Origin of the sequence: Bradyrhizobium sp. sGM-13 (genome assembly GCF_018398875.1) — a bacterium.
Classification (GTDB): Bacteria; Pseudomonadota; Alphaproteobacteria; order Rhizobiales; family Xanthobacteraceae; genus Bradyrhizobium.
On the sequence record NZ_JAGWDK010000006.1, the window covers coordinates 199757 to 219523 of the forward strand.

The 19767-nt window shown below is 60.1% G+C and carries 19 protein-coding genes and 2 pseudogenes; 15 read left to right on the forward strand and 6 right to left on the reverse strand.

Annotated features, from left to right (window positions below):
• The first annotated feature begins 6 nt into the window (after positions 1-6).
• The 14 genes from KJQ96_RS11460 (at position 7) to KJQ96_RS41350 (ending at position 11200) form a co-directional block, all read left to right on the forward strand.
• Positions 7-567: a hypothetical protein gene (locus tag KJQ96_RS11460; protein ID WP_213286716.1), complete on the forward strand. Its 561-nt coding sequence runs from the start codon at positions 7-9 to the stop codon at positions 565-567.
• Between the two features lie 424 nt (positions 568-991).
• On the forward strand, positions 992-1168 hold the full coding sequence (locus KJQ96_RS11465; RefSeq protein ID WP_213286717.1) for a hypothetical protein: 177 nt from the start codon (positions 992-994) through the stop codon (positions 1166-1168).
• Positions 1165-1518, forward strand: a complete 354-nt coding sequence (locus tag KJQ96_RS11470) for a hypothetical protein (RefSeq protein ID WP_213286718.1) — start codon at positions 1165-1167, stop codon at positions 1516-1518. The genes KJQ96_RS11465 and KJQ96_RS11470 overlap by 4 nt, the downstream gene beginning before the upstream one ends.
• Before the next feature lie 84 nt (positions 1519-1602).
• Positions 1603-1866, forward strand: coding sequence for a hypothetical protein (locus tag KJQ96_RS11475; protein WP_213286719.1), 264 nt, complete (start codon positions 1603-1605; stop codon positions 1864-1866).
• A 10-nt stretch (positions 1867-1876) separates the two neighbouring features.
• Positions 1877-2542: an SOS response-associated peptidase gene (locus KJQ96_RS11480; RefSeq protein WP_213286720.1), complete on the forward strand. Its 666-nt coding sequence runs from the start codon at positions 1877-1879 to the stop codon at positions 2540-2542.
• Positions 2539-2859: a hypothetical protein gene (locus KJQ96_RS11485; protein WP_213286721.1), complete on the forward strand. Its 321-nt coding sequence runs from the start codon at positions 2539-2541 to the stop codon at positions 2857-2859. The genes KJQ96_RS11480 and KJQ96_RS11485 overlap by 4 nt, the downstream gene beginning before the upstream one ends.
• Positions 2834-3013: a hypothetical protein gene (locus KJQ96_RS11490; RefSeq protein WP_213286722.1), complete on the forward strand. Its 180-nt coding sequence runs from the start codon at positions 2834-2836 to the stop codon at positions 3011-3013. Before KJQ96_RS11485 ends, KJQ96_RS11490 begins: the two co-directional genes overlap by 26 nt.
• A gap of 330 nt (positions 3014-3343) precedes the next feature.
• Positions 3344-3523 carry a hypothetical protein gene (locus tag KJQ96_RS11495; RefSeq protein WP_213286723.1) on the forward strand — a complete coding sequence of 60 codons (180 nt, stop codon included), beginning with the start codon at positions 3344-3346 and terminating at the stop codon, positions 3521-3523.
• A 234-nt stretch (positions 3524-3757) separates the two neighbouring features.
• Positions 3758-4105 (forward strand): hypothetical protein, encoded by a 348-nt coding sequence (locus tag KJQ96_RS11500; RefSeq protein WP_213286724.1) that lies wholly within the window; start codon positions 3758-3760, stop codon positions 4103-4105.
• A gap of 14 nt (positions 4106-4119) precedes the next feature.
• Entirely contained in the window at positions 4120-5040 is a 921-nt protein-coding gene (ligD, locus tag KJQ96_RS11505) for a non-homologous end-joining DNA ligase (protein WP_213286725.1), read from the forward strand.
• Complete coding sequence (locus tag KJQ96_RS11510; protein ID WP_213286726.1) at positions 5040-5246, forward strand: hypothetical protein; 207 nt, start codon at positions 5040-5042, stop codon at positions 5244-5246. Before ligD ends, KJQ96_RS11510 begins: the two co-directional genes overlap by 1 nt.
• A gap of 219 nt (positions 5247-5465) precedes the next feature.
• Positions 5466-10868: an RHS repeat domain-containing protein gene (locus KJQ96_RS11515; protein WP_213286727.1), complete on the forward strand. Its 5403-nt coding sequence runs from the start codon at positions 5466-5468 to the stop codon at positions 10866-10868.
• A 4-nt stretch (positions 10869-10872) separates the two neighbouring features.
• Positions 10873-11019: a hypothetical protein gene (locus tag KJQ96_RS11520; RefSeq protein ID WP_213286728.1), complete on the forward strand. Its 147-nt coding sequence runs from the start codon at positions 10873-10875 to the stop codon at positions 11017-11019.
• 49 nt (positions 11020-11068) lie between these two features.
• A complete protein-coding gene (locus tag KJQ96_RS41350; protein ID WP_256441607.1) occupies positions 11069-11200 on the forward strand; it encodes a hypothetical protein in 132 nt (43 codons plus the stop codon).
• 329 nt (positions 11201-11529) lie between these two features.
• Here KJQ96_RS41350 and KJQ96_RS41730 read toward each other — a convergent pair whose 3' ends face one another.
• From KJQ96_RS41730 to KJQ96_RS11535, 3 genes and pseudogenes are all read right to left on the reverse strand, one after another.
• Positions 11530-12939, reverse strand: coding sequence for a tyrosine-type recombinase/integrase (locus tag KJQ96_RS41730; protein WP_213286729.1), 1410 nt, complete (start codon positions 12937-12939; stop codon positions 11530-11532).
• Positions 12940-14553: 1614 nt separating this feature from the next.
• Positions 14554-14790, reverse strand: a pseudogene (locus KJQ96_RS11530) (transposase); the annotation flags it as partial.
• A 225-nt stretch (positions 14791-15015) separates the two neighbouring features.
• Complete coding sequence (locus KJQ96_RS11535) at positions 15016-15408, reverse strand: Hsp20/alpha crystallin family protein (protein WP_213286730.1); 393 nt, start codon at positions 15406-15408, stop codon at positions 15016-15018.
• Between KJQ96_RS11535 and KJQ96_RS11540 the strand changes: the two genes are divergently transcribed.
• Complete coding sequence (locus KJQ96_RS11540; RefSeq protein ID WP_213286731.1) at positions 15380-17446, forward strand: hypothetical protein; 2067 nt, start codon at positions 15380-15382, stop codon at positions 17444-17446. The two genes, KJQ96_RS11535 and KJQ96_RS11540, sit on opposite strands and share 29 nt — an antisense overlap.
• Before the next feature lie 185 nt (positions 17447-17631).
• Here the strand turns inward: KJQ96_RS11540 and KJQ96_RS11545 are convergent, their stop codons facing one another.
• The 3 genes and pseudogenes from KJQ96_RS11545 to istA form a co-directional block, all read right to left on the reverse strand.
• Complete coding sequence (locus tag KJQ96_RS11545) at positions 17632-17769, reverse strand: hypothetical protein (protein WP_213286732.1); 138 nt, start codon at positions 17767-17769, stop codon at positions 17632-17634.
• A gap of 115 nt (positions 17770-17884) precedes the next feature.
• Positions 17885-18745, reverse strand: coding sequence for an IS21-like element helper ATPase IstB (gene istB / locus KJQ96_RS11550; RefSeq protein WP_305829269.1), 861 nt, complete (start codon positions 18743-18745; stop codon positions 17885-17887).
• Positions 18745-19728: pseudogene (gene istA, locus KJQ96_RS11555) on the reverse strand (IS21 family transposase); the annotation flags it as partial. The gene istB and the pseudogene istA, both read right to left, overlap by 1 nt.
• Between the last annotated feature and the right edge of the window lie 39 nt (positions 19729-19767).

The window sequence follows — 19767 nt, forward strand, 5'->3', positions numbered from 1 at the left end:
AGTCTGATGTTCTCAAAATCGTCAATTCTTGCGCGGCCCGGCTGGTCTCCTAAGGTTTTCGATGAGTTGATGGGGCCGCCTGATGAAATTAGGAAAGGACCCACCAAGACTCAACTTTTTAAGCCTGAGCGGGTGTTCGCGGTTGAAACTTCGGCCCGTTTCAAGGAGATCATGCAGCCGTTCGAGGTGATGGAATATCGAGCCATTCCAGGTTTGTTGCTAACGACAAACCCGTTTTGCTCGCTTGTCGATTCTATGGTCTTCGGAGTCATTCTCTTTACTGAGGGGAGAGTCCGAGAAGGGGCGATCGGGCATTACAATGCAAACCGCACAGAAAGCTTCGCGACCCGTGAAAGCACAGACGGTCTAATCAATCGTATAATGGTTGAATATGCTCGCGAAAATTTGGTCTTTTATGATGAGACCATTGAGGCTGCCGCAATTGAGGCTACCGACGAAAACGCTCTGAGAGTAATTCGCAGAACGATTTATCACGTCATAGGAAAGACCTACCCGAAACTTGCCCAGGAATGCTTTGCACAGCTAGACAGCACATTAAGCGGATAGCGCCTTCTAGTTACCCCGCGGTAGCTCCACAGACCTACACGGAAGGACTAGTCCGCTAGCTGTCGAGCGCTGGTGTAACAGGCGGGCGGACCACTAATATATAAGCGGCGGGTTCATTCCAGCCCCTCATATTCGAATGCTACGCCTTCGGGATCGTTCTCCTCGAACCATTTTTTCTACGGCATCAGCATTCGCGATCACCTTGATGTAGTCGACGTCGCCGACTTGTTTGTTTTGTGTTGACATAGACAAGGACGGTCATTGGTCCCTCTTTAGCTTGCGCCGGCCCCAATGCGCTCCTTCCGTTTTGGATTGAACTCGCGAACGTAATGGCGGTTCATCAAGGCGCGGTAGTTCGCGAGCTCGGTGACCCACAATCTGTAGAAAATTTGCCGCGCCTGGGAAGCTGCGCTTTGATAGGGCCATGGCTCCTCGCTTCCTGACCTTTCTTACTGGACGCAACATGCCGATCATTCGGCAGCGCCCGGATTCTGAGCCATCGATCATCAACGAAAAGACCATTGCCGATTTCACGCGCGTGGTGGAGCAGACCGGCATTTTAAGGCAACCGGCGGAAGCGGAAGCTGGATGCGACCGATGACTGAGCTCACCCGCCGCCGCGATCCGGATCGCGCAGAAGAAACGTGGCTGATCTACTACAGGGATGTTCGTGCCGGCAAAATCGGCCGCGCTGTAGGTAACCCCGGCGCCACGGAGCGCTGGAATTCGCATTGTGGGTTTTACCCGGGCAGCAATCCGGGTGAACAGGCGTATGGTTCGGAAGACAATTTCGACGAAGCGCGGGCAGCCTTTGAGCGCGCCTGGGCGGCTTTTCTGGGCCGGCGCAGCCCGGCGGACTTCCAAGCCTGGCGGGATCAGCAAGACTGGACGGCCCGTAAATACGCGATGTGGGAACGTGGGAAAAGCTCCCTCAAAGGCCTAATTCGATGATGCGCTGTCCCTGCGGCGAACGGTTTGATAGCCACCGGCTCGAGCACACCCGTATCCACGTTCCCCACATAACTGAGCACCAGCGTGAAATTCGCCGCTAATCGCCCGTTTGCCGATCCTGAAAAGGCCGCCCGCAAGCTTTTGGAGATCGCCAAGGCAGTTGAATCCGTCCAGGACGGCCGCATCCATATTGAAAAGATCAACGCCCCGTTCCTCTACAAGGAACAGGGCAGCGTCGCCGAATATGGCGCAGCGCTGAAACACGCGATCGACCGCGGCTGGCTAGTCATGCACGAGTCGGGCACCTTTGTGAGGCTCACTCAATCCGGCGCAGATCTGCTCGCCTGAAGGAAGGCCTATGTGCAATCTCTATTCGATCACCACGAACCAGGAAGCCATCCGCGCTCTTTTCCGCGTCATCAACCGCTACGTCGGCAACCTGCCGCCGATGCCCGGCGTGTTTCCGGATTATCCCGCGCCGGTGGTCCGCAACGCCAACGATGGCCGCGAACTAACAATGATGCGCTGGGGCATGCCGCCGCCGCCAAAGATCGGCGGCCCGCCGGCCACTAACATCCGCAACACGTCGTCGCCGCATTGGCGCGGCTGGCTGACGCCGGAGAGCCGCTGCCTGGTGCCGTTCAACAGCTTCGCCGAGTACGCGCCCGAGCCGAACCCCGAGACCAAGAAGAAGGACGTCGTCTGGTTCGCGTTGAACGACGACCGGCCGCTGACCGCCTTCGCCGGCATCTGGACCGAGTTCAAGGGCGACCGTGGCACCAAATCCAAACCGGTGCCGGGCCCGCATAACGTCTACGGCTTCCTGACCACCACGCCGAACGCGGTGGTCGAGCCGATCCATCCGAAGGCGATGCCGGTGATACTGACGACGGATGAGGAGCGCGACGTTTGGATGCGCGCGCCGTGGGATGAGGCAAAGGCGCTACAGCGGCCATTACCGGATGAAGCGTTGAAGATCGTCATGCGAGGCGAGGACAAGGAAGACAAGGCAACCGCCGCGTGACCGATCGCGGCTGGTCCCGCCCGTTCGATGAGCCGATACCGTTGCCGCGCGGTCGCCAGCTCGTCACGCTACAGGACGCCGCCGAGTACATCATGGAGCTGCCGGAGGCCGAACACGGTGCCGCCGAATGGCAAGCCGCGATGGAAGCGCTGCTCCTGGTTGCCGATCTCGGCGGCCCGACCATGTTCGCCCGGATTGGCATGATGCGCGCATTGAACCGAGGCCGCGTTCGGGAGTTTAACTCATCTCGGAAGAGCCCCCACTGGGGACCCGCAAGCTGGCGCGAGATCGATGAAGACGGTCTGGATTTACGTTGATACCGGCAAACAGGTCGGCGATCGTGACCATCTCAAGGTGTTTGCAAACTCGGACCTTGCCGATGAGTGGTTCCTGGTGAACGATCCTGAAGGCGTCGTGTTTGAATACGAGGTCATAGGCGCTGCGGATGACGAAACCGGGGAAGGATGCTGACGGCATCGCCGAAACCGAGGCACGACCTATGCCGGGCGCGATGTTGACGATCTGGACAGGCCGCAAATCGAGCGCGCTCGCGCTGCACTGAAAGCAAAATGGCCGCAGATTGCTCTGCGGCCCACCGACAAAGTAATTCTGCCGTACTGAAATCGTCGCCCTCGGTGCTGTTGATACCGTACCTCAGCCCTGTTTCAGTTTGGTTTCATCCCATCCCGTATTTCGTTTCATCCCCTCCCGTATAACTACGGACCTAGTTGGAAATCGGGGCCTAGCTCTATTTGTACGGAAGATGCTGAATGCGTACCGCCTCACCGTGTAAATGCCACGGTGGTGCACGATCTGCGCGACCGCCTTGGTGCTGCCCTCGGTCACCGGCTCAAGCTGACCATCGGCACCTATGACGAGATGCTCGGTGATCGCGGTGGGTATGACACGCTCGCCTTCGCCGGTCTCGGTGACGTCGTAGCCGAACTCGGCACTGACAAGGAGGACAAGGCCGCCGCGTAAACCCAGGTTTGGAACGTGACGGCCTCAATAGCCAAAAGCCAGCAACTGTCGCCATGGGCATCAGGGCTTATCGCATCTCAACGCCACGTCGACCCTGCAGCGCCCATACTACCCTAATGACCCACCACGAGCCCGATGATCGATTGGGACCGGCTGAGCGCTGCAGTGGCAGGAACGAACCGGCCAGTGTAGGCTTGGTTACCTTTCGGGTGCCTGTTGCGTCGGAGTATTGCAATGCCAAGAATGGGCTGGTCACCGAGTACCGTGCCGTACGGCGCGGATCAGACGGTCTATCTCGTGGTCGACCGTTTTAGGAATGGCACTGTGTATCGCGAGACTGAGATCGAGCGCACGGACCTCGAAACGATCATTAGCGATTTTTTGACCGGGCAGTTCAACGATCCGGTTCGCGTCGTTGCCTTCAACACTTTGGAGCATTGGGCAGACGATGTTTCGAAAGATGTCGCTGACGAAATTCAAGCTCGGTGCGACATTGCGGGCGAGCCCGTGCCTGAGCATCTCCGAGACTTCGTTGACACCTGCGCTGGGCCGACGCAGCAATTGGCGTTACGACTGGTTTAGGCGGCGAGGAGTGCATGGCATTTCAGCGCAAGAAGCCTATCGCCATCGGCGTCAAAGCACCGTATCCCGGTTTCATCGAACCGGCCCTCGCAACATCTATCGAAAAGGTACCAAGCGGCGAACGCTGGCTGCACGAAATCAAGTTCGACGGTTACCGGGTGCAGGTCCACCTCGTGAACGAGGCGATGAAGGTCTTCACCCGGCGCGGTAACGACTGGACCAGGCGTTTCCGGAAGATTGCCGACGACGCCTGGCATATCGCCGCCGGTTCGGCGATCATCGATGGTGAGGTCGTCGTCCCCTCCGAGAACGGCACGACGGACTTTTCCGTTCTGCAGAATGAGCTCAAGGGTAAGTCGAAAAAGATCGTGCTTGTCGCATTCGACCTGCTCTACCTCGATGGCTATGACCTACGGAAGCTGCCGCTGATTGAGCGCAAGGTGCACTTGAAGAAGACGATTGACGGCACCGACATCCAGTTCAGCGAGAGCTTCGAGGTCGATGGAGCGGAAATGCATGCCCACGCCTGCAAAGTCGGACTTGAGGGCGTCGTCTCCAAGGTGCGCGACAGCGCGTATATCTCCGGCAGGGGCAACAACTGGGTCAAGAAAACCTGTGCCCAGCGCGAGACGCTGACCATCGCTGGGTTCGCGCTCGACGGCAACAAGTGGGACGGAATTTACGTCGGCCGGCGCAAGGGCGAGGATCTGATCTACGCCGGCAAGGTCGACCACGGCTTCGACAAGATCTCAGCGGCAGCACTACGCAAGCGACTGACGCCGCTGATCCGCAAGACTCAGCCCTACACCAAGCGCATCGCGCACAAAGGCATTTGGGTCGAGCCGGAGTTACTAGCCGAGATCGAGTACCGCGCCAAATCCGCCGAGGGCAAGGTGCGTCATCCCTTCTTCAAGGGCCTGCGGGAGGACCTGTGATGGACATCTACGACGATGCCGAATGGACGGCGATGGTTATAGACGACCTCCGGGCTGCGATCGAACATGGCCGCTCGATCGAAGAGGTGGCTGAATTTTATGCCGTGTGGGGCACCGTGGATGAAGTCGCCCGTAAGGCCAAAGAACTCGGCTTGTGCCCGCCGGATGGCAAAATGACGGCGCATCCCGAAAATGACCGACCATGATCTCAGGGACAAGCCGGACAGAGGTCCAAGCATCTTGCGAATTGCCCCTTTTTGACGCCTTGGTCGATCTGCCGGCGTTGGGCAGGTCAGGTAAAGCATACGCGCACGGCCAAGAGCGGAAGACCCGACGGCGACCTCCCAAAGGCCGCTAAGCCCCAAGAGCGACTAAACTCCGCATCGCAGCGAAATGACGCGATGTGCCAACAGGTGACATTCGGAATGAAAATGCCGCAGGCCCTGCGCACGGACGCTGCGCTGCTTGAGGCAAAGACGGAAGAGAGGTATATTGGAGGTTCTTCTTCCCGCGATTTTGGGGGGAGCGCGATGGCACCCGGTACTGGAAAGAGTCGTTCAGCTCTCTGGCACTATCGGAGTTCATATCAGCTGCTCGCTCTTGTGGCGCTCGTGTCCTGGCTCCTGCGTCCTGAGACCGGTTTGGCCATGCCGCCTCAGTACGAAAAGGGCGGCACCGGCTGGGATAGGAAGACCATTGCATCGACTTCCAACTGGGGTAATCGCCGTGGGCAGGCACTGGGAGAGGCGGCGCGGCCGGCAAACCTATCGCAGCTGTCGCTAGGCGTTACGCGTCAGGCTCTCGAGAGTCCTGCGAGCGCGGGCGGTGGCTCAGGAGTTTCGAGCAACGGGCGTGGTTATGCCAGCTTCAAGTTAACAATTCCGGTTGCGCGACTACCCGGCCGTGGTCTCGATTTGGCGCTCGATCTCCACTTTGACTCGCATGTTTGGCACCGCGCTGGTCGGACTATGGTCTTCGACGTCGGCGCAGACTGGCCGGCACCCGGGTTCCAGTTGGGGTTCGGAAGTATTATCCAATTCCCTAACGGGTTGCCGTGCCCGCATTGCAAATTGATCAGCCGCTTGATCGAGCCCGATGGTACGTCACGTCCGACTGTCCTGGATTTTGAAGGCAAGAACGCGATCAATAACAAGGATGAACGAACCTACCGCACAACCGACGGCAGCCTAATTGACTACACTGTCCAATTCGACGGGAGCCAGGTTCTTTTCGCTGTTGCAAAGTATCCGAACGGCATGGAAATCCACTACAGGGCCAAATCGGTCATCGACGAAGGAATCATTTTCCCCACGCGGATCATCGACGTGAATGGCAACGTCATCGTAATCGACTATCGCTCCAATCGCGCGCCGCAGATCGAAACAATTTACGACACAGTCGGTCGAGCCGTGCGGTTCCACTATGATACAAAGGAGCGTCTGACAGCGATCACTGCACCCGGTTATGGAGACCGAGATCGACGCACGCTCGCCCGCCTCCACTATGCAGAGATTGATCTCAATCTTGAGAATGCCTTTGCCGCTCCGTTGCAGGCGGTAGCACACACGTGCAAGAGCCCGGCAGTAGGTGAGCGACGCAAACCCTGTCCCGTGCAGGTGATCGACGCGGTAGTCTATCCTGGCACCCGAACTGGTTACTGGTTTGGTGATGCCTACTCCAGCTACGGCATGCCGACCAAGGTCAGTGAACGGCGGAACATGGATCTTGTGGCCAGCTCGCTCAATGAGCAGGGCTCGATTTCCCTCGGGCTCATGACACGTGAGCGATCTTACGACGACTATCCATTGGTCCCAAGCGGCCTGGCCGACGCGCCGGCCTATACAACGATGACAGAGAAATGGACCGGCATGGACGCACCGCCGCCGGTGACGCGGTTCCAAACGGATCCGATTAAACGGACTTCGACGATCACACGGCCCGACGGCACTCGCATCGTACAAACCGCATATTCGCGACCCTCCCAGTTTGACGACGGGCTCCCAGCTTTGGAAGAGGTCTTTGACACCAACCAGCAGCGGCTGCGATCGACTACCAAGGTCTGGCAGCAGGGGGATGCTAACGGCTACTATTCTCCGCGGATCAAGCAGATTGTGCGTACCGACGAGGCGGATCAGAAAACGGCAACTGAATACGACTATGGTCCGTGGCATAATCAAGTTGAGACCACGCGGGAGCTCGACTATGGGGGTGGGAAGATCCTGCGCGGAACCAGGATAAGTTACGAGACTGATTGGCACTACCGCAGCCGTCATATATTCAACCTGCCCAAGGTTGTGGAGGTCTTCGCCGGTTCGCCGGGAGTTGCGGCGATCGAATCCAAGACCGAGTTTAGCTATGACGAGGTCGCATTGCTGCCGGCACGAGCGACACGCGGTCGTGATGAGCGCTATACGAGAGGCCTCGACTATGACCCAGAGACTAGGCGACGAGGCCTGATAACCAAAGTTCGGCGCTATGCCGATGCTGCGAACCCAAGCACCTCTGTGGTCCAGGATGAGGATCACCTATACGACGAGACGGGCAATCTCATTTACATCTACGGATCGGCCTGCTGCCAACAGATCCATTTCGTATTCGAGCCTGCCACGCAATATGCGTGGCCATCGCGGATCGCCCGCGGTTCTGGCGATCCGAACTCCCCGGTGCGGCTCGAAGAGAGCTTCCGATACGATTTCGGAACCGGCCTCACGATCGCAACCACGGATTTTGATGGCCGCATCACCGAAATGAGACACTTTCCGGATTCGCTTCGACTGGCCTCCACGAGCTTTCCGAGGACCGCCCAGGCTCCGTCACTACCAAACATCCTCTACGAGTACGATGATGTGGCGATGACGATTGGGTGGGGCGCTGTTGCGAAACCGCCTGGTGCCGCACCGATTGTGGCAGCCGAGGCGAGCACGACCTACAACGGTTTAGGTCTGCCCCGGGAAACGCGAGTTCGCGCGAATGACGGGGGGTGGGATGTCGTCGAGCTGCGCTATGATGCGCTCGGCCGGCTGGAACGTCGGTCATTTCCATTTCGGGGAGGACTTGGGCAGCACTGGATCGTCCAGACATATGACGCGCTCGATCGCCTCACGAGCCGCGCAGAACCAGGCGATGGTTTAAGCAATGCGAGCAGTCGGTTGTTTTACAACGAGACCAATCGGCCGACTGGCGCGACAGCAGGTTTCGGGCAGACAATTCGTCTGGTAGATCCGATCGGCCGCGAAACGTGGATGCTCAGTGACGCCTTGGGCCGCGTCCAGGAACTCGTCCAGCCAGACCCCGCTGGAGAAGGCTCGGTCTTCGCGGGCATGCCGCTCCTCACCCGCTATAGCTACGATGCCCAATACCTCCAGGTGAACCAGGGAAGCCAAGAGCAAAGATTTCGCTACGATTCGCTGGGCCGCCTGACGCATCAGGCGATGCCGGGGAGAGACGCGGTATTCGATGGACCTGATGGCAAAAAATACAGCGATGTCTTCGTCTATGATCAATTCTCAAATCTGGTTAGCCGCCGGGACGCGCGCAATAGTGGCGAGAACTACATCTATGACGACGATCCGCTGAGACGGCTGAAGCGCATCGAGCTTGCGGGGGGCGCCGGGGTGGTGCTTAACCGGCCTGGATCGCCATCCGCAGCAGCACAGAACGTCAGCTACGAATACATGACTTCGGGTAATGTGCGACGCATACACAAGATCACGACCCCTGGGGTCGTCGAGGAGATCTACAATTATGACCGAGAGGGACGGCTTGAAGTCCTGAGCCGTATTCCGGCGAACCGACCGAATTTTCCACTCGACATACGTTATGGCTACGACGAGTTTGGCCGTTTAACGGTCAAACGCTATCCGGCACAGTTCGGAGTGGCGCTTGGGAAGAGCGTGACTTACGAGTACGGGCGGGACAGCAGGCCCCAAACCGTGAAAGTCAATGGGGAGCCGATTGCTGCCAACATAGTTTACAACGCGAGCGGCCAAATCAGCGGTATGAGTTTGGGACCGAACGGGCCAAGACCTGTACAGGAGACGAATGACTATTACGCCAACGGACGGATGCTCAGTCAGACGATCAAGCGAGGCGGAAATCAACTCTTCTGGGCTCATTATGACTACTCTGCGGCAGGTCAGCTGTTTCTCCAACTTGAGAACAACGATGCCAATATTCGGCGCTATACTTATGATGCGCTCGGGCGACTGAAGACTGTTGCCGGGGGACCCCACGCTGCTCCATCCCACATTCGCGGCTACCCATCCCACATTCCCGGCTACAGCTACGATGACCTTGGACGGTTAATCCCCGTTGTCGTGGGATCCCATGCTTCTGCCGAATGGAATCAGACTTATAGCTACGACCAATATGGCAACCGGATAGGTACCCACGCTGCGGGCGTGATCTCCGGGGGTGCGCAGGCGCCGGCTGACGGGATTACCCAGTTGGCGGTGTCTCCCTCCACCGGGCGAATAGAGAGCCCCGGCTTCGGGTACGATCGGGCGGGCAGAATTACGCGTGCTCAGCGGTTGGATGGTGTTTGGCAGCTGTTCGACTACGACCGCAGAGGCAGGTTGGTCTCTGTCACCGATACCGGTGCCCCATGCGGATACCCCATCTGTTTCCCCGATGATTCCTCTACGGAAATCTACCGCTATGGGGCCGACGGACATCGGGTGGTCACTGAAAACGCGAAGATCGTCGGTGTTGGCGCTTCACAGACATCCATTCTTTTGAACTCGCGAGTCTACCATGTGTGGGACGATCAGTCGGTCATTGCTGACTACACCGAGACCCAGGGCTCTGCGTGGGCTCCACGCTTGACGCGGAGTTATGTCTACCTTGGCTCGCGGTTGCTCGCCACGTTCGAACCAGGTCCCACAGGCGAGATGGTGCGCTACTATCATCCGGACCGGCTCCACACCCGACTGATCACCAGTCCAGCAGAAGATGCGACCATCAGTCAGTCAGTCCTGCCGTTTGGAACGCCATTGGATAGGGGGCCGCCCGGAACTACGAACCGCTATTTTACCAACTATGAGCGAAGCCCGGTGACGGGACTGGACTACGCAATCAACCGATACTACGCTCCCGCGTTGGGCCGCTTTACACAACCTGATCCACGTTCCGGTGTACAAGATTCCAACGGTTACACGTATGCCCATAACGACCCAATTAATCTGACTGATCCACTGGGGCTAAGGGAGTGCGACGGGCAGCGCTGCGTTGAGGTGAGTAATGGTGTCAGGACGATCTACGACCAAGCCACCGGACGAATAATTAACGAAGAGAATCTCGAAACAGGAGAGATAACCGTTTACGCACCCCCCCGTGACAGACCAGAAACAGAAACAGAAACAACAGTTGTCCGACCCCCTCCCTCAATGAGGGAGCGAGTTGAACCGGCAGAGCGCACCGCCGAGGGGCGGAGGGAAGGAGGTCGCCCTGCAGGACGCACTGCTCCAGGACGCGCTAAAGCCAAACGAAGTGCAAACGTAGCAAGGCAGTATGCGATCGAACTTGGTTCTTATGAGGTCGAACGATACCTATGGCAGCAAAGCTGCTTAGCCGCCTTCAGCCAAAAATATGAAGAGCGCCGACAACAAGCGATCGATCCAATAAGGAAAGAGATCGCAACGCAGGCGGCGGTCATCACAGGTCTTGCAACTCTGGCGGATCCCTTTCTCAGCGAAACCGGTATTCCAAGAATAGTAAAAGCGCTCGCTGTTGCGTACGGGGCAGCGGGCTACCTGTTAGCGTCGGACATCGTTTCGTTCACCATGTTTCAGTCTAACTTTTCAATAGTAGTTAACCCACCATGCCGATGATTAATTGAACCTTTTTTTGTTATCTGAGCGCGTGTATCCCGGCACCTCACCTGGCGAGCACCGCACCGGCATCGCCGCGACATTCGAGGAAGCGCGCGCCAGTTTCGAGCGAGCATGGCGGACGCTCGCGGCAAAGCCGGACCAAGGCTGACTGTCAGGCGTGGCGCGATCAGCGCGATTGGACGTTATGGAAATACCAGATGCACGACGCCCGCCTGCCGCTGCCGACCCAGAGGCCGGAGGGGATCGCGCACTGCTTCTGCGGCCAGACCATCACCAGCGTCACGCTCGGCCAACACGTTCTCGCGGCACGCCGGGCGATTGGCGCATGAGACCAAGTGCAAAATTAGTAAGCGCGCCCGCCGCAGAAGCCTGTGTGGTCTAGCGGCCGCCCTGCGCTTCACCGCTCTCGCGCTTGCCGCTTGGTGACACGCGTTTATAGCGACAACGCAACTTCGGAACGACTATCCACCTAGCGATGCGCACCGCTCTTGCCCGTTTGGGCATGCGCCCATTGGCCAGAACCAAGCGATGCAAGGCGCGTCGGAAAACCCCGGCTGCACCAGTGGTGCATGTTCTTGGCTTTTCTTGCCCGGCCTAATCATGACGCAGAAGCCCGCCCTGGAGTCAATCGGGGCGGGCTTACACTTTTTTGAGACGATCAGGCGGCGATGCGGATCAGCGGCTCCAGATCATCAAGCGACTTGCCGGCAATGATCCGGCGCAAGGCGACGTCGAGCTGATCAAGCACCGCGCGCTTTTGCTTGAGCTGCTTTGAAAGGTTGCAGACCTTGCCGGTCACCGTCGGCAGCGCTCTGCCGGTGTCCTCGTCCTTTAAGATGGTGTGGTCGAGACACCGTGCGATCCAGCCTTCGGGGCAGCCAATCTCGCCGGCCAGGGTAGCGGCTGTGCGCCGCAGATCGTGCGGCGTGAAGGGCGCGAGCCCGAGCAATTCACAGATGCCCTTGCTCTGCTTGGTGCCGCGCAGCGCGGTCGCCATGACTCTCCGGTTCATCGGCTTATCGCCGAGCGGGCTGGCGAATAGATGCTGCTCGTCGCCGAGCGACTTGGCCTCGGCAATCACCTCCCGCGCGAGGCTGTTGAGCGGCTGCTTGATCACCCGCCGCATTTTCACCCGCTTGAGCGGAATGACGATGTGCGGCATCGGCAGATCAATCAATTCGTCGCGGCGGCCACCGAGTATTTCCGCCGAGCGCAGCATCGTGGTCAGCGCCAGCTTGATCGCGAGCCGCGTGCGGCGGTCCCATGGCATCAGATCGTCGTCGTCGAGGCCGTGCCAGAGCGTGCGTATCTCGGCCTCGGAAAGATAGCGCTGGCGCGGACGCTCCTTGAGCTTGCCGAGTTTGAGAAAGGGCTGGCAGGTCGGCGGCAGATAATCCTGCTCGGCTTCGGCGGCCCAATTGTACAGGCCGGAAACCGCGCGGCGCATGTGGCGGGCCCGGCTCAACGAGGCCTTGCCGAACTTGCCCTCGACGATGTCCTTCGATAGTCCCGCAACGTCCTGCCGGGTCACTTCGACGGCGCGCTTGCGGCCGAGCCGTGGCTTGACCAGATTGTTGAGATGACCGGCCATGCCCTTCCAGCTTTCGATCCGGGGCCGGCGCTCGCCGTCTTCCTTAAGCTCCAGCTGCTTCATCCATTCGATCCGCAGCTCGATCAGCTCTGCGACCGTCTTGTTGTGCTTGGTCGCGGTCGTCAGCTCCTGCCGGCGCTGCTCGGCAACGTTGACGCCGCCGTGATCGGTCTGTCCCTTGAGATGATAGGCGGCGGCGCGGGCTTTGACCGGCGTGCACTCCCTCGGATCGAAGGTGCCGATCTTGATGCTGCGCTGTTTGCCGCCGGTGGTTTCGTTGCGGTAGCGGAAATGGAAGTTCGCCGAGCGCGGCGATACGTCAACGTAGAAGCCCTCGCACTCGGTGTCGAAGAACTTGGTGCGCTTGGCGACCTTGAGTCGGCAGACATCGGGATTGATATAGACGCGGGTTTCGACCAGGGCGCTGGCGGCGGGGCGGCCCTTGCGCCGGCCCGGGATCGAGGCAATGTTATTCACGGTTCTAACTCCTGTCAGGGTTGGGATCAGCCGGGTTCTTGGCTTGCGGGGCGGCCCTTGGGAGGGCCCCGGAGGCTTAAGAGCCCGGCTCTTTTTTTGGGAAAACGGCGGGCATTGGCCGATAAGGCTAAATCAAGAAAGCCCTATAAATAAGGGTACTTCTTTGTGCGCCCGTGTACTTCCCAGTACCAAAATATAGACGTGTAATCCTGACGCCCGACCCCGCCTTGGCTGCCGATCTCCGCAAAAATACAGTTTCAGCCACGCTGGGGCACTTGAGTCCCCACACCTAGGGTAGGGGGAATCTTCTCCTGACCTGGAGACCTGCATGTTTAGCAAGTACACCTTTGGCGCCCGCAGCTATGGCCACAACAAGCCGGGTCATCGAGAGGTCCGACCGATGAAATTGAAACAGTGGGAGCGATTCTGCGGCAGATGAAGCGGAACAAGAAGCTACGCAGGCGCGTGCTGATCGCGAAACAGCCACTGCCCGTCCGGTGATGGGCTGTTCAGGAAGGCACGGACGCACGTGAATCCCCAGTAGCCGCCGGTGATAGCTACACGATCCACTTCATAGGAGAGTACAACGTGGGAACATCAACCGATGCACACTGCTCCGCCTGCGGGTACGACACATTCCTGATGCTCGGAGGGGGCATGTCTAACCACACAACGTACGCAGCCTGGCCGGTGAGCTGTAAGACGTGCGCAGCAGTCACGACGGCCAATTTCAAGGAGTCGCCGTTAGTCTGCCGATCATGCAAGAGCCAAGACGTTACTTCACCCACCGACCTTCGGTGGTGGAAAGGTGACGGCAATGTCATCGAGAGTTGGCTTATGGGGTTGGCAAGGGACGACGCCCTGACGCTGACTAACGGCCACTATCGCTGTCCCAAGTGCGACGAATTTGAACTGCGTTTCGGTACAAATGCCGCTGGACACCCCATAAGGATGTGGGACTGACAATGTCCGCCTGACCTAATCGCCGCTGGATGAAGTCAATCCCTGACCAGACCAGCAAAATGGCGCAACGCTGATCCACGCTCTTCGGATGTTACAGTTGACTCGCGATAAGTGGGGCGTCGGCATGGTTTTTAAGATCGTGTAAGTTTCCAAGGAAGCTTACGACTGATATCCATGGTTGGGGTTATCCCCCTAGGCTTCGGAAGTGGCTTAGGAGTTTTTTTAGTCTTATGCTCAGCCTTCGGTTTCTTGGCGGGTTGTTCTGCCGCTCGCGGTGCCGTTTCCCACATAGAGCGGTGCACCTCCGAGGTCTTTCGCTCAGGGACCTTAGGATGAGGACTATGCCATTTCCGTCTCATTGTTTGCTGCTCCTTTAAGTAACGGGTGGTTCGATCACCAAACTATCCCTGGCCGGTGACCGGCTCTGGCTGGGTGTTCAGGAAGGCACGGACGCACATGAACCATGAACCCGCGGTAGCCGCCTGTGATAGCCACACATCCAGTTTGATACACAACACCGTTTAACGATTATATTCCGTTAGGTGGCGATGTGCGTTTCGGCCCCACCGCCCTGTTCATGGCACCGATCCGCGAGGACCGGACGCGACGACGGAAATGCTGCGCTTCTTCCTTGACCGGCCACGCCGCCATCAGGCCGAGCCGACAGAACCAGCGTAGGCGAGGTTTAGATGGACCTCCTCGCACAGCCGGCGATCGGAGCGGATGCCGAAGCAGTAGCCGATGATCAGCATCCGGATCATCAGCTCTGGATCGATCGAGGGCCGCCCCATCGAGCTGTAGAAAGATCGCGCGGTCGATCGAGCGCAGCAGGTGATCGGCCGGCACGTGCCGCTCCAGACTGAACTCGTAGAACAGCGCCTCCTGCATCGGCTGCTTCTCCGATTGATGCGAAGCAGTCTAGGCAGACTACCCCGCGAGGGTAGCAGCCGGTCTATCCCATTCTGAAGTCTCCGGCCCTGTTCGGATCGCAAGGGCCTGCCAACCGAGACGTTCTGAATCCTTATCGCCCAAGAGTAGCGCAACGGTCAGCGCCTCCTCAGTCTCGAAAATGCCAGCGGCTGGCATGAAGGCGTGCATCGGCCTGGTCGATTCCTATTGCTTCTCGACCTCGCGCTTTTGCTGCACCTTCAGTTCCTGTTTTTCGCTCATTTTGCTCCCCAACTCATCTGATCTGAATGGTGCGCGGCTTGTCGCGCTCAGCACGCGGGATGAAGAGTCCAGAAGGCCGTCACTATACTCGGCCTTGATGCCATCCGGATCGATCTGCACTGGAACGGCGATGGTGCGGTCGAACTCGCCCCAGAAGCGCTCCCGCCGCTGGGAGCTTGCCTGCTGCGGATATTCGACACTCTTCCGGCCAGCTATCCGGACAGTGTTGTCCCTTGGCCTGCGCTTGAGTTTCTTCGATCTCCTGCTAGGATTGTCGCAGCTCAGAGCCACCTCCTGGAGGTGCCCGATGCCTAGCCTCGCCGCCTGGAAACGCATCGCCTCGGAAGCAGGACGCTTTGCCCGCAGTGCCGACCCGCTCGCGGAGATGTCCGCGGCCGGGATCGTGGCCGACCCCGAGATCCGCGAGGTGCTCGAGGACCAAAAGCCAGCCTTCAAGCTCGACCCGGTGGCGTACGCGAGGCTTCTCGGCGAGTACGGCCCGCTCCCCGAGGTCAGCGTGACCATGGGTGACCGGCCAGCCCAGCCGGCCAGCGACCGCTCCGACTACGGCCTCTCCACTACGATCGACGTTGCGCTCGTGAACGAGATCGTTCGCGCGTTTTGGGACGCGAGGGCCTATAAGCGGCGCGTGCCCGCGTCGATCGTCCGCAAGGTGCTCGACATCGCCGCCATCCGTGCGGCGTTTGACGGGGTACCGGACGATCCCGACGCGGCAGTTGGGCAGATGGATCTCCGCGGCGCCGCCGAGCTTGAAGCGTACTCCGGAGGACGCGACGTCATCGTCGTGCAGCCGGTGAGTCTCCGGATTACTGGGGCGCAGCCCGCCTCTCTCGACGTCACGCTCCGACTCAGGCTTCCGCTCGTCGGCACCGCCACAGCGAGCCGGGTCTACCTCTCGGAAGCGTCTGTGCAAGCGTTGGCTGTGGACCTAACCGTAGACCAGTCGTCACTGGTGCGGCCGAATTCGGCGGCGGCCGTTCAGATGCTCGAAGAGCGGCTGACCGACATGCTTCGCACTCTCGCGGTGGACGCGCGCCTCGCTTACTCGCTGCCGTCGGAAATCGCCCTCCGCGGACGACTGGACAACACCACGCTGACGATTGGCGCAGCGGCCGGTTACGCACGGCCCACGGGCGGGCGCAGCTACCTGAGTGCAGGCGCTGAACTAGCCCCGCTCGGCGGCACCCCGCGGCCGAACTCGCTGGCGGTGGCAGTGCCGGACCAGTCAGAGAACCTACGGATCGTGGTGGATGAGCGATTGGCAACCGGGGTGCTCACCGCCACCATCGAGTCAGGCGATCTGGCCGCGTTTGCCAACCGCAAGATTGCATCGAAGTTAGATCCGTTGAACCCGGCGCCGATCCGGTTCGACGGCGGTACCGTGCGCTTCACCGGCGGGCGGATGGTGATCACGCTCGACACCGTTTGGGAAGACGCGTGCGTGGCGGGTAAGAACCTGGCGATGGTCGTCACAGTCACGTCCACGCTGACGGCGGCTGGCGGTCAGGTCAACGCGGCCGATACCGAGATCGACATCAACCTCGACAACACGGATGCGCTGGTGTGTACGCTTCTGAGCGGCCTACTCGGCCCGTTCGGGCTGCTGGCCAACACGATCGTGCTCGGCATCATCGCAGCGATTAACCCAGCTCTCGACGACAAGTCGCTCCCGTCATTCCTGGAGCCCGTGCTGCCGAGGACGGAGCTGCGGCTTCGCGCCGCGCTGTCGCGGCTCGAGGTGAACGAGGGCTACGCGGTCGCGACCGGCGTCGCCAGCATCGTCCCCAACGTCACCGACTGGTTCGTGTACCTCAAAGTGTTGTACCCGAACCCGATCGTGCCGCGCCGTCCGTCGCTTCGGGTGCCGGTGGCAGACGCTACGGTGGCGCTCTACGAGCTCGACAACCCGCCACCAGCCGGGGACGACGTCGCGGTTCCAGATGCGGAGCCTATCGAGCACCTCGTCGGCCGGTACCTCACGACCGAGGTGCGGTCCTACCATCCTCGCGCAGACGAACTGCTCGGAACCGCCGCGACCGATGAGGACGGCTTTGTGCGTTTCCGGGTCCGCCCGAATGCGATCGGCGGGACTATCACGACCTATCGAACCAAGGAGGATGTGGTGACCGGCAGGGTGCTGAGTCAATCGACTGCGCACGCGCCGGCACCCGAGCCGGGCCCGGATTTCGCGGTGACGATCACCGCCGCCGATGGAGCGGTGCTCACCACGCGCCGGTTGGTCGCGCTCAACGCCAGTCAGAAGCACGCGGGAACGCTGGACGACCCGCTGCTGGTGGTCGTGTCGCAGTCCGGGCCGCTGCCGGTGGACATGGCGTCGGGTGGGGACGACTGAGGGAGCCGACCGCGGTGACACCGGTGGCATCGAATGGGAAGGGTAGTTCTCCGAGGAGCCTAGATTCGGGCTTTCTCGATCGCACCGATCAGATCTGACCAGGCCAAGAATGCTGGGAACGTTCTCGTCCAGGAATTGGACCTGGGCCTTCGACAGGCGCTCCTTGCTGGGATCGCGGAACCATCTCAGTACTCCCACTCCGCATCTTTATAGAAGCGCCACTCCAGCCCTTCGCGGTACCATTCGCCGGCACAGACCTGGAAGTGCTTGAACGTGGAATTGAACTCATCATCCGGGCCATCCCATGCGATCAGCTCCCGCATAAGATCGGCCGGGATCAGCTCGTCAGTCCAGTGTCAAACGCCATCCGGATCTGCCCCCTTTGCGTCATGAAGAACTGCCCCCACCATCGGGATTATACTGCCCCCACCATCGGGATTATGATCTCGGTTGAAGGTTGTTTCCGCCGGTGACGGGCCGGAGGGAGGCGGAGCCGACCGGAGGGCCGTCACCGGCGGTCGGCGTCTTGATGAGGCCGCTCTTGCGCTTGGCTCGGAGCCGGTAGCTGTCGCCGCGGATCGTCAGCACGTGGCTGTGGTGCAAGAGCCGGTCGAGGATCGCGGTGGCGACCACGGGATCGGCGAACACGGTGCCCCATTCGGCAACACTGCGGTTCGAGGTGATCAGCATGGCGCCAGTTTCATAGCGCCGGCTGACCAGTTGGAAGAACAGATGTGCCGCGTCAGGTTCCAGCGGCAGGTAGCCGAGCTCGTCGACGATCAGCAGCTTTGGCTTCGACAGCGCGAGCAGTTTCTCGTCCAGACGCCGTTCGCCATGCGCCTTGGCAAGGCCCGCGACCAGCGTCGTCGCAGTGGTGAACTGCACCGTGTACCCGGCCAGGATTGCCTCTCGCCCCAGCGCGATCGACAAGTGCGTCTTGCCGACGCCGGGCGGCCCGAGCAGCAGCACATTCTCGCCGTTAGCGATCCAACGTGACGCGGCAAGATCGCGGATCTGCTTTGGATCGATTGACGGCTGCGCCTCGAAGTCAAAGCCAGCAAGCTCCTTCACGGCCGGGAAGTGTGCGAGCTTCAGCGCCATCTCGATGCGGCGATGGTCCTTGCGTGCGATCTCGCGCTCGCACAGCAAGATCAGCGTCTCACGCGCCGACAAGTTCGCGCGCGCCGCCTCGTCGAGGAGGCTGTCGAGCTGATCGCGGATCCCGGAGAGCTGCAATCGCGCCAGCATGGCATCTAGCGGATCGGTCGTTGCTTCCATTACCTTTTTTGCCATCGTCATCAGAAGCTTCCTCCGACCGCGGCTTCATATTCGGCAAGAGGACGTAACAACGACGGCGGTGAGGACGGCGCCAGCACCGCCGCCGCGATCTCCGCCCGGCGGACCGCGCCATTGCGACCAGCAACACCATCGAGATGGGCGGAGTCGATGATCCGCAGCCGGCGACCCTCCGATTGCTTGTGGACCGCAACCTGGTGCAATCCATGGCGGATCCGCACTTCGCCGGCCGCGATCGTTACCGCCACGCGCTCACCAATCAGGCGCCACGGTACCGAGTAGCTGTTCGTGTCGATCTCGACGGCGCAATCATTGCCGACGACGCGGGACAGTTCACGCAAGGATCCGAACGACGGCTGCCCGCCGAGCGGCTTCAACCGATGTATCTCGTCACGCGCGAAGCGGATGATCGGCGCCTCGCCGGTCGTGCCGTGGATCCGAACGTTCGCAACCTCACGCTCCCATCTGTCGAGATGCGCCTCGAACGCTTCCCAACTTGGGAAGCAATGACCGGCGATCGCGTTCTTCTTCACGTAGCCGACGCCGTTCTCCGTCTTGCCCTTCGTGCGCGCCCGATATGGCGCGCAGGCGCGAGGGCGAAAGCCCCAATGTTTTGCGAAGGCTATCAGCTTGTCGTTGAACTGAACCGACCGGCTCACTGCGTCGTGGCGCACGACAAGCGCGCGTGGATTGTCCATCAGCACTTCCTCCGGCACACCGCTGAAGGTCGTGAATGTGCTCTCGAGCCCGGCGAACCAATGCTCCTGCCTCTCGGCCCGGAACGCACGCACATGGAGCCGTCGCGAGTGTCCAAGCGTTGCCACGAACACGAATGCCTTGACTTTCGCCCCTCCGATCTCGACCAGGCGCTCCCCGAAGTCGATCTGCAGCTGCCGGCCCGGGGGCGTCTCAAACCGCGTCGTCGCCAGCGCCTCCGCCTTCCGCGCAATCCGCTTCACACCCCACCCGCACGCCCTCAGGCGCATCATCTCCGCCACGTCATCCGGCGTCTTCATCACCTGCCC

Coding starts and splice junctions, on each gene's coding strand:
- KJQ96_RS41350 (WP_256441607.1), top strand. CDS start 11,069: ATGCACGACGCCCGCCTGCCGCTGCCGACCCAGAGGCCGGAGGGGATC.
- KJQ96_RS11510 (WP_213286726.1), top strand. CDS start 5,040: ATGGACATCTACGACGATGCCGAATGGACGGCGATGGTTATAGACGAC.
- KJQ96_RS11470 (WP_213286718.1), top strand. CDS start 1,165: ATGACTGAGCTCACCCGCCGCCGCGATCCGGATCGCGCAGAAGAAACG.
- KJQ96_RS11545 (WP_213286732.1), bottom strand. CDS start 17,769: ATGCGGGAGCTGATCGCATGGGATGGCCCGGATGATGAGTTCAATTCC.
- KJQ96_RS11480 (WP_213286720.1), top strand. CDS start 1,877: ATGTGCAATCTCTATTCGATCACCACGAACCAGGAAGCCATCCGCGCT.
- KJQ96_RS11515 (WP_213286727.1), top strand. CDS start 5,466: ATGAAAATGCCGCAGGCCCTGCGCACGGACGCTGCGCTGCTTGAGGCA.
- KJQ96_RS11465 (WP_213286717.1), top strand. CDS start 992: ATGGCTCCTCGCTTCCTGACCTTTCTTACTGGACGCAACATGCCGATC.
- istB (WP_305829269.1), bottom strand. CDS start 18,745: ATGACGATGGCAAAAAAGGTAATGGAAGCAACGACCGATCCGCTAGAT.
- KJQ96_RS11490 (WP_213286722.1), top strand. CDS start 2,834: ATGAAGACGGTCTGGATTTACGTTGATACCGGCAAACAGGTCGGCGAT.
- KJQ96_RS11540 (WP_213286731.1), top strand. CDS start 15,380: ATGCCTAGCCTCGCCGCCTGGAAACGCATCGCCTCGGAAGCAGGACGC.
- KJQ96_RS11460 (WP_213286716.1), top strand. CDS start 7: ATGTTCTCAAAATCGTCAATTCTTGCGCGGCCCGGCTGGTCTCCTAAG.
- KJQ96_RS11535 (WP_213286730.1), bottom strand. CDS start 15,408: ATGCGTTTCCAGGCGGCGAGGCTAGGCATCGGGCACCTCCAGGAGGTG.
- ligD (WP_213286725.1), top strand. CDS start 4,120: ATGGCATTTCAGCGCAAGAAGCCTATCGCCATCGGCGTCAAAGCACCG.
- KJQ96_RS11500 (WP_213286724.1), top strand. CDS start 3,758: ATGCCAAGAATGGGCTGGTCACCGAGTACCGTGCCGTACGGCGCGGAT.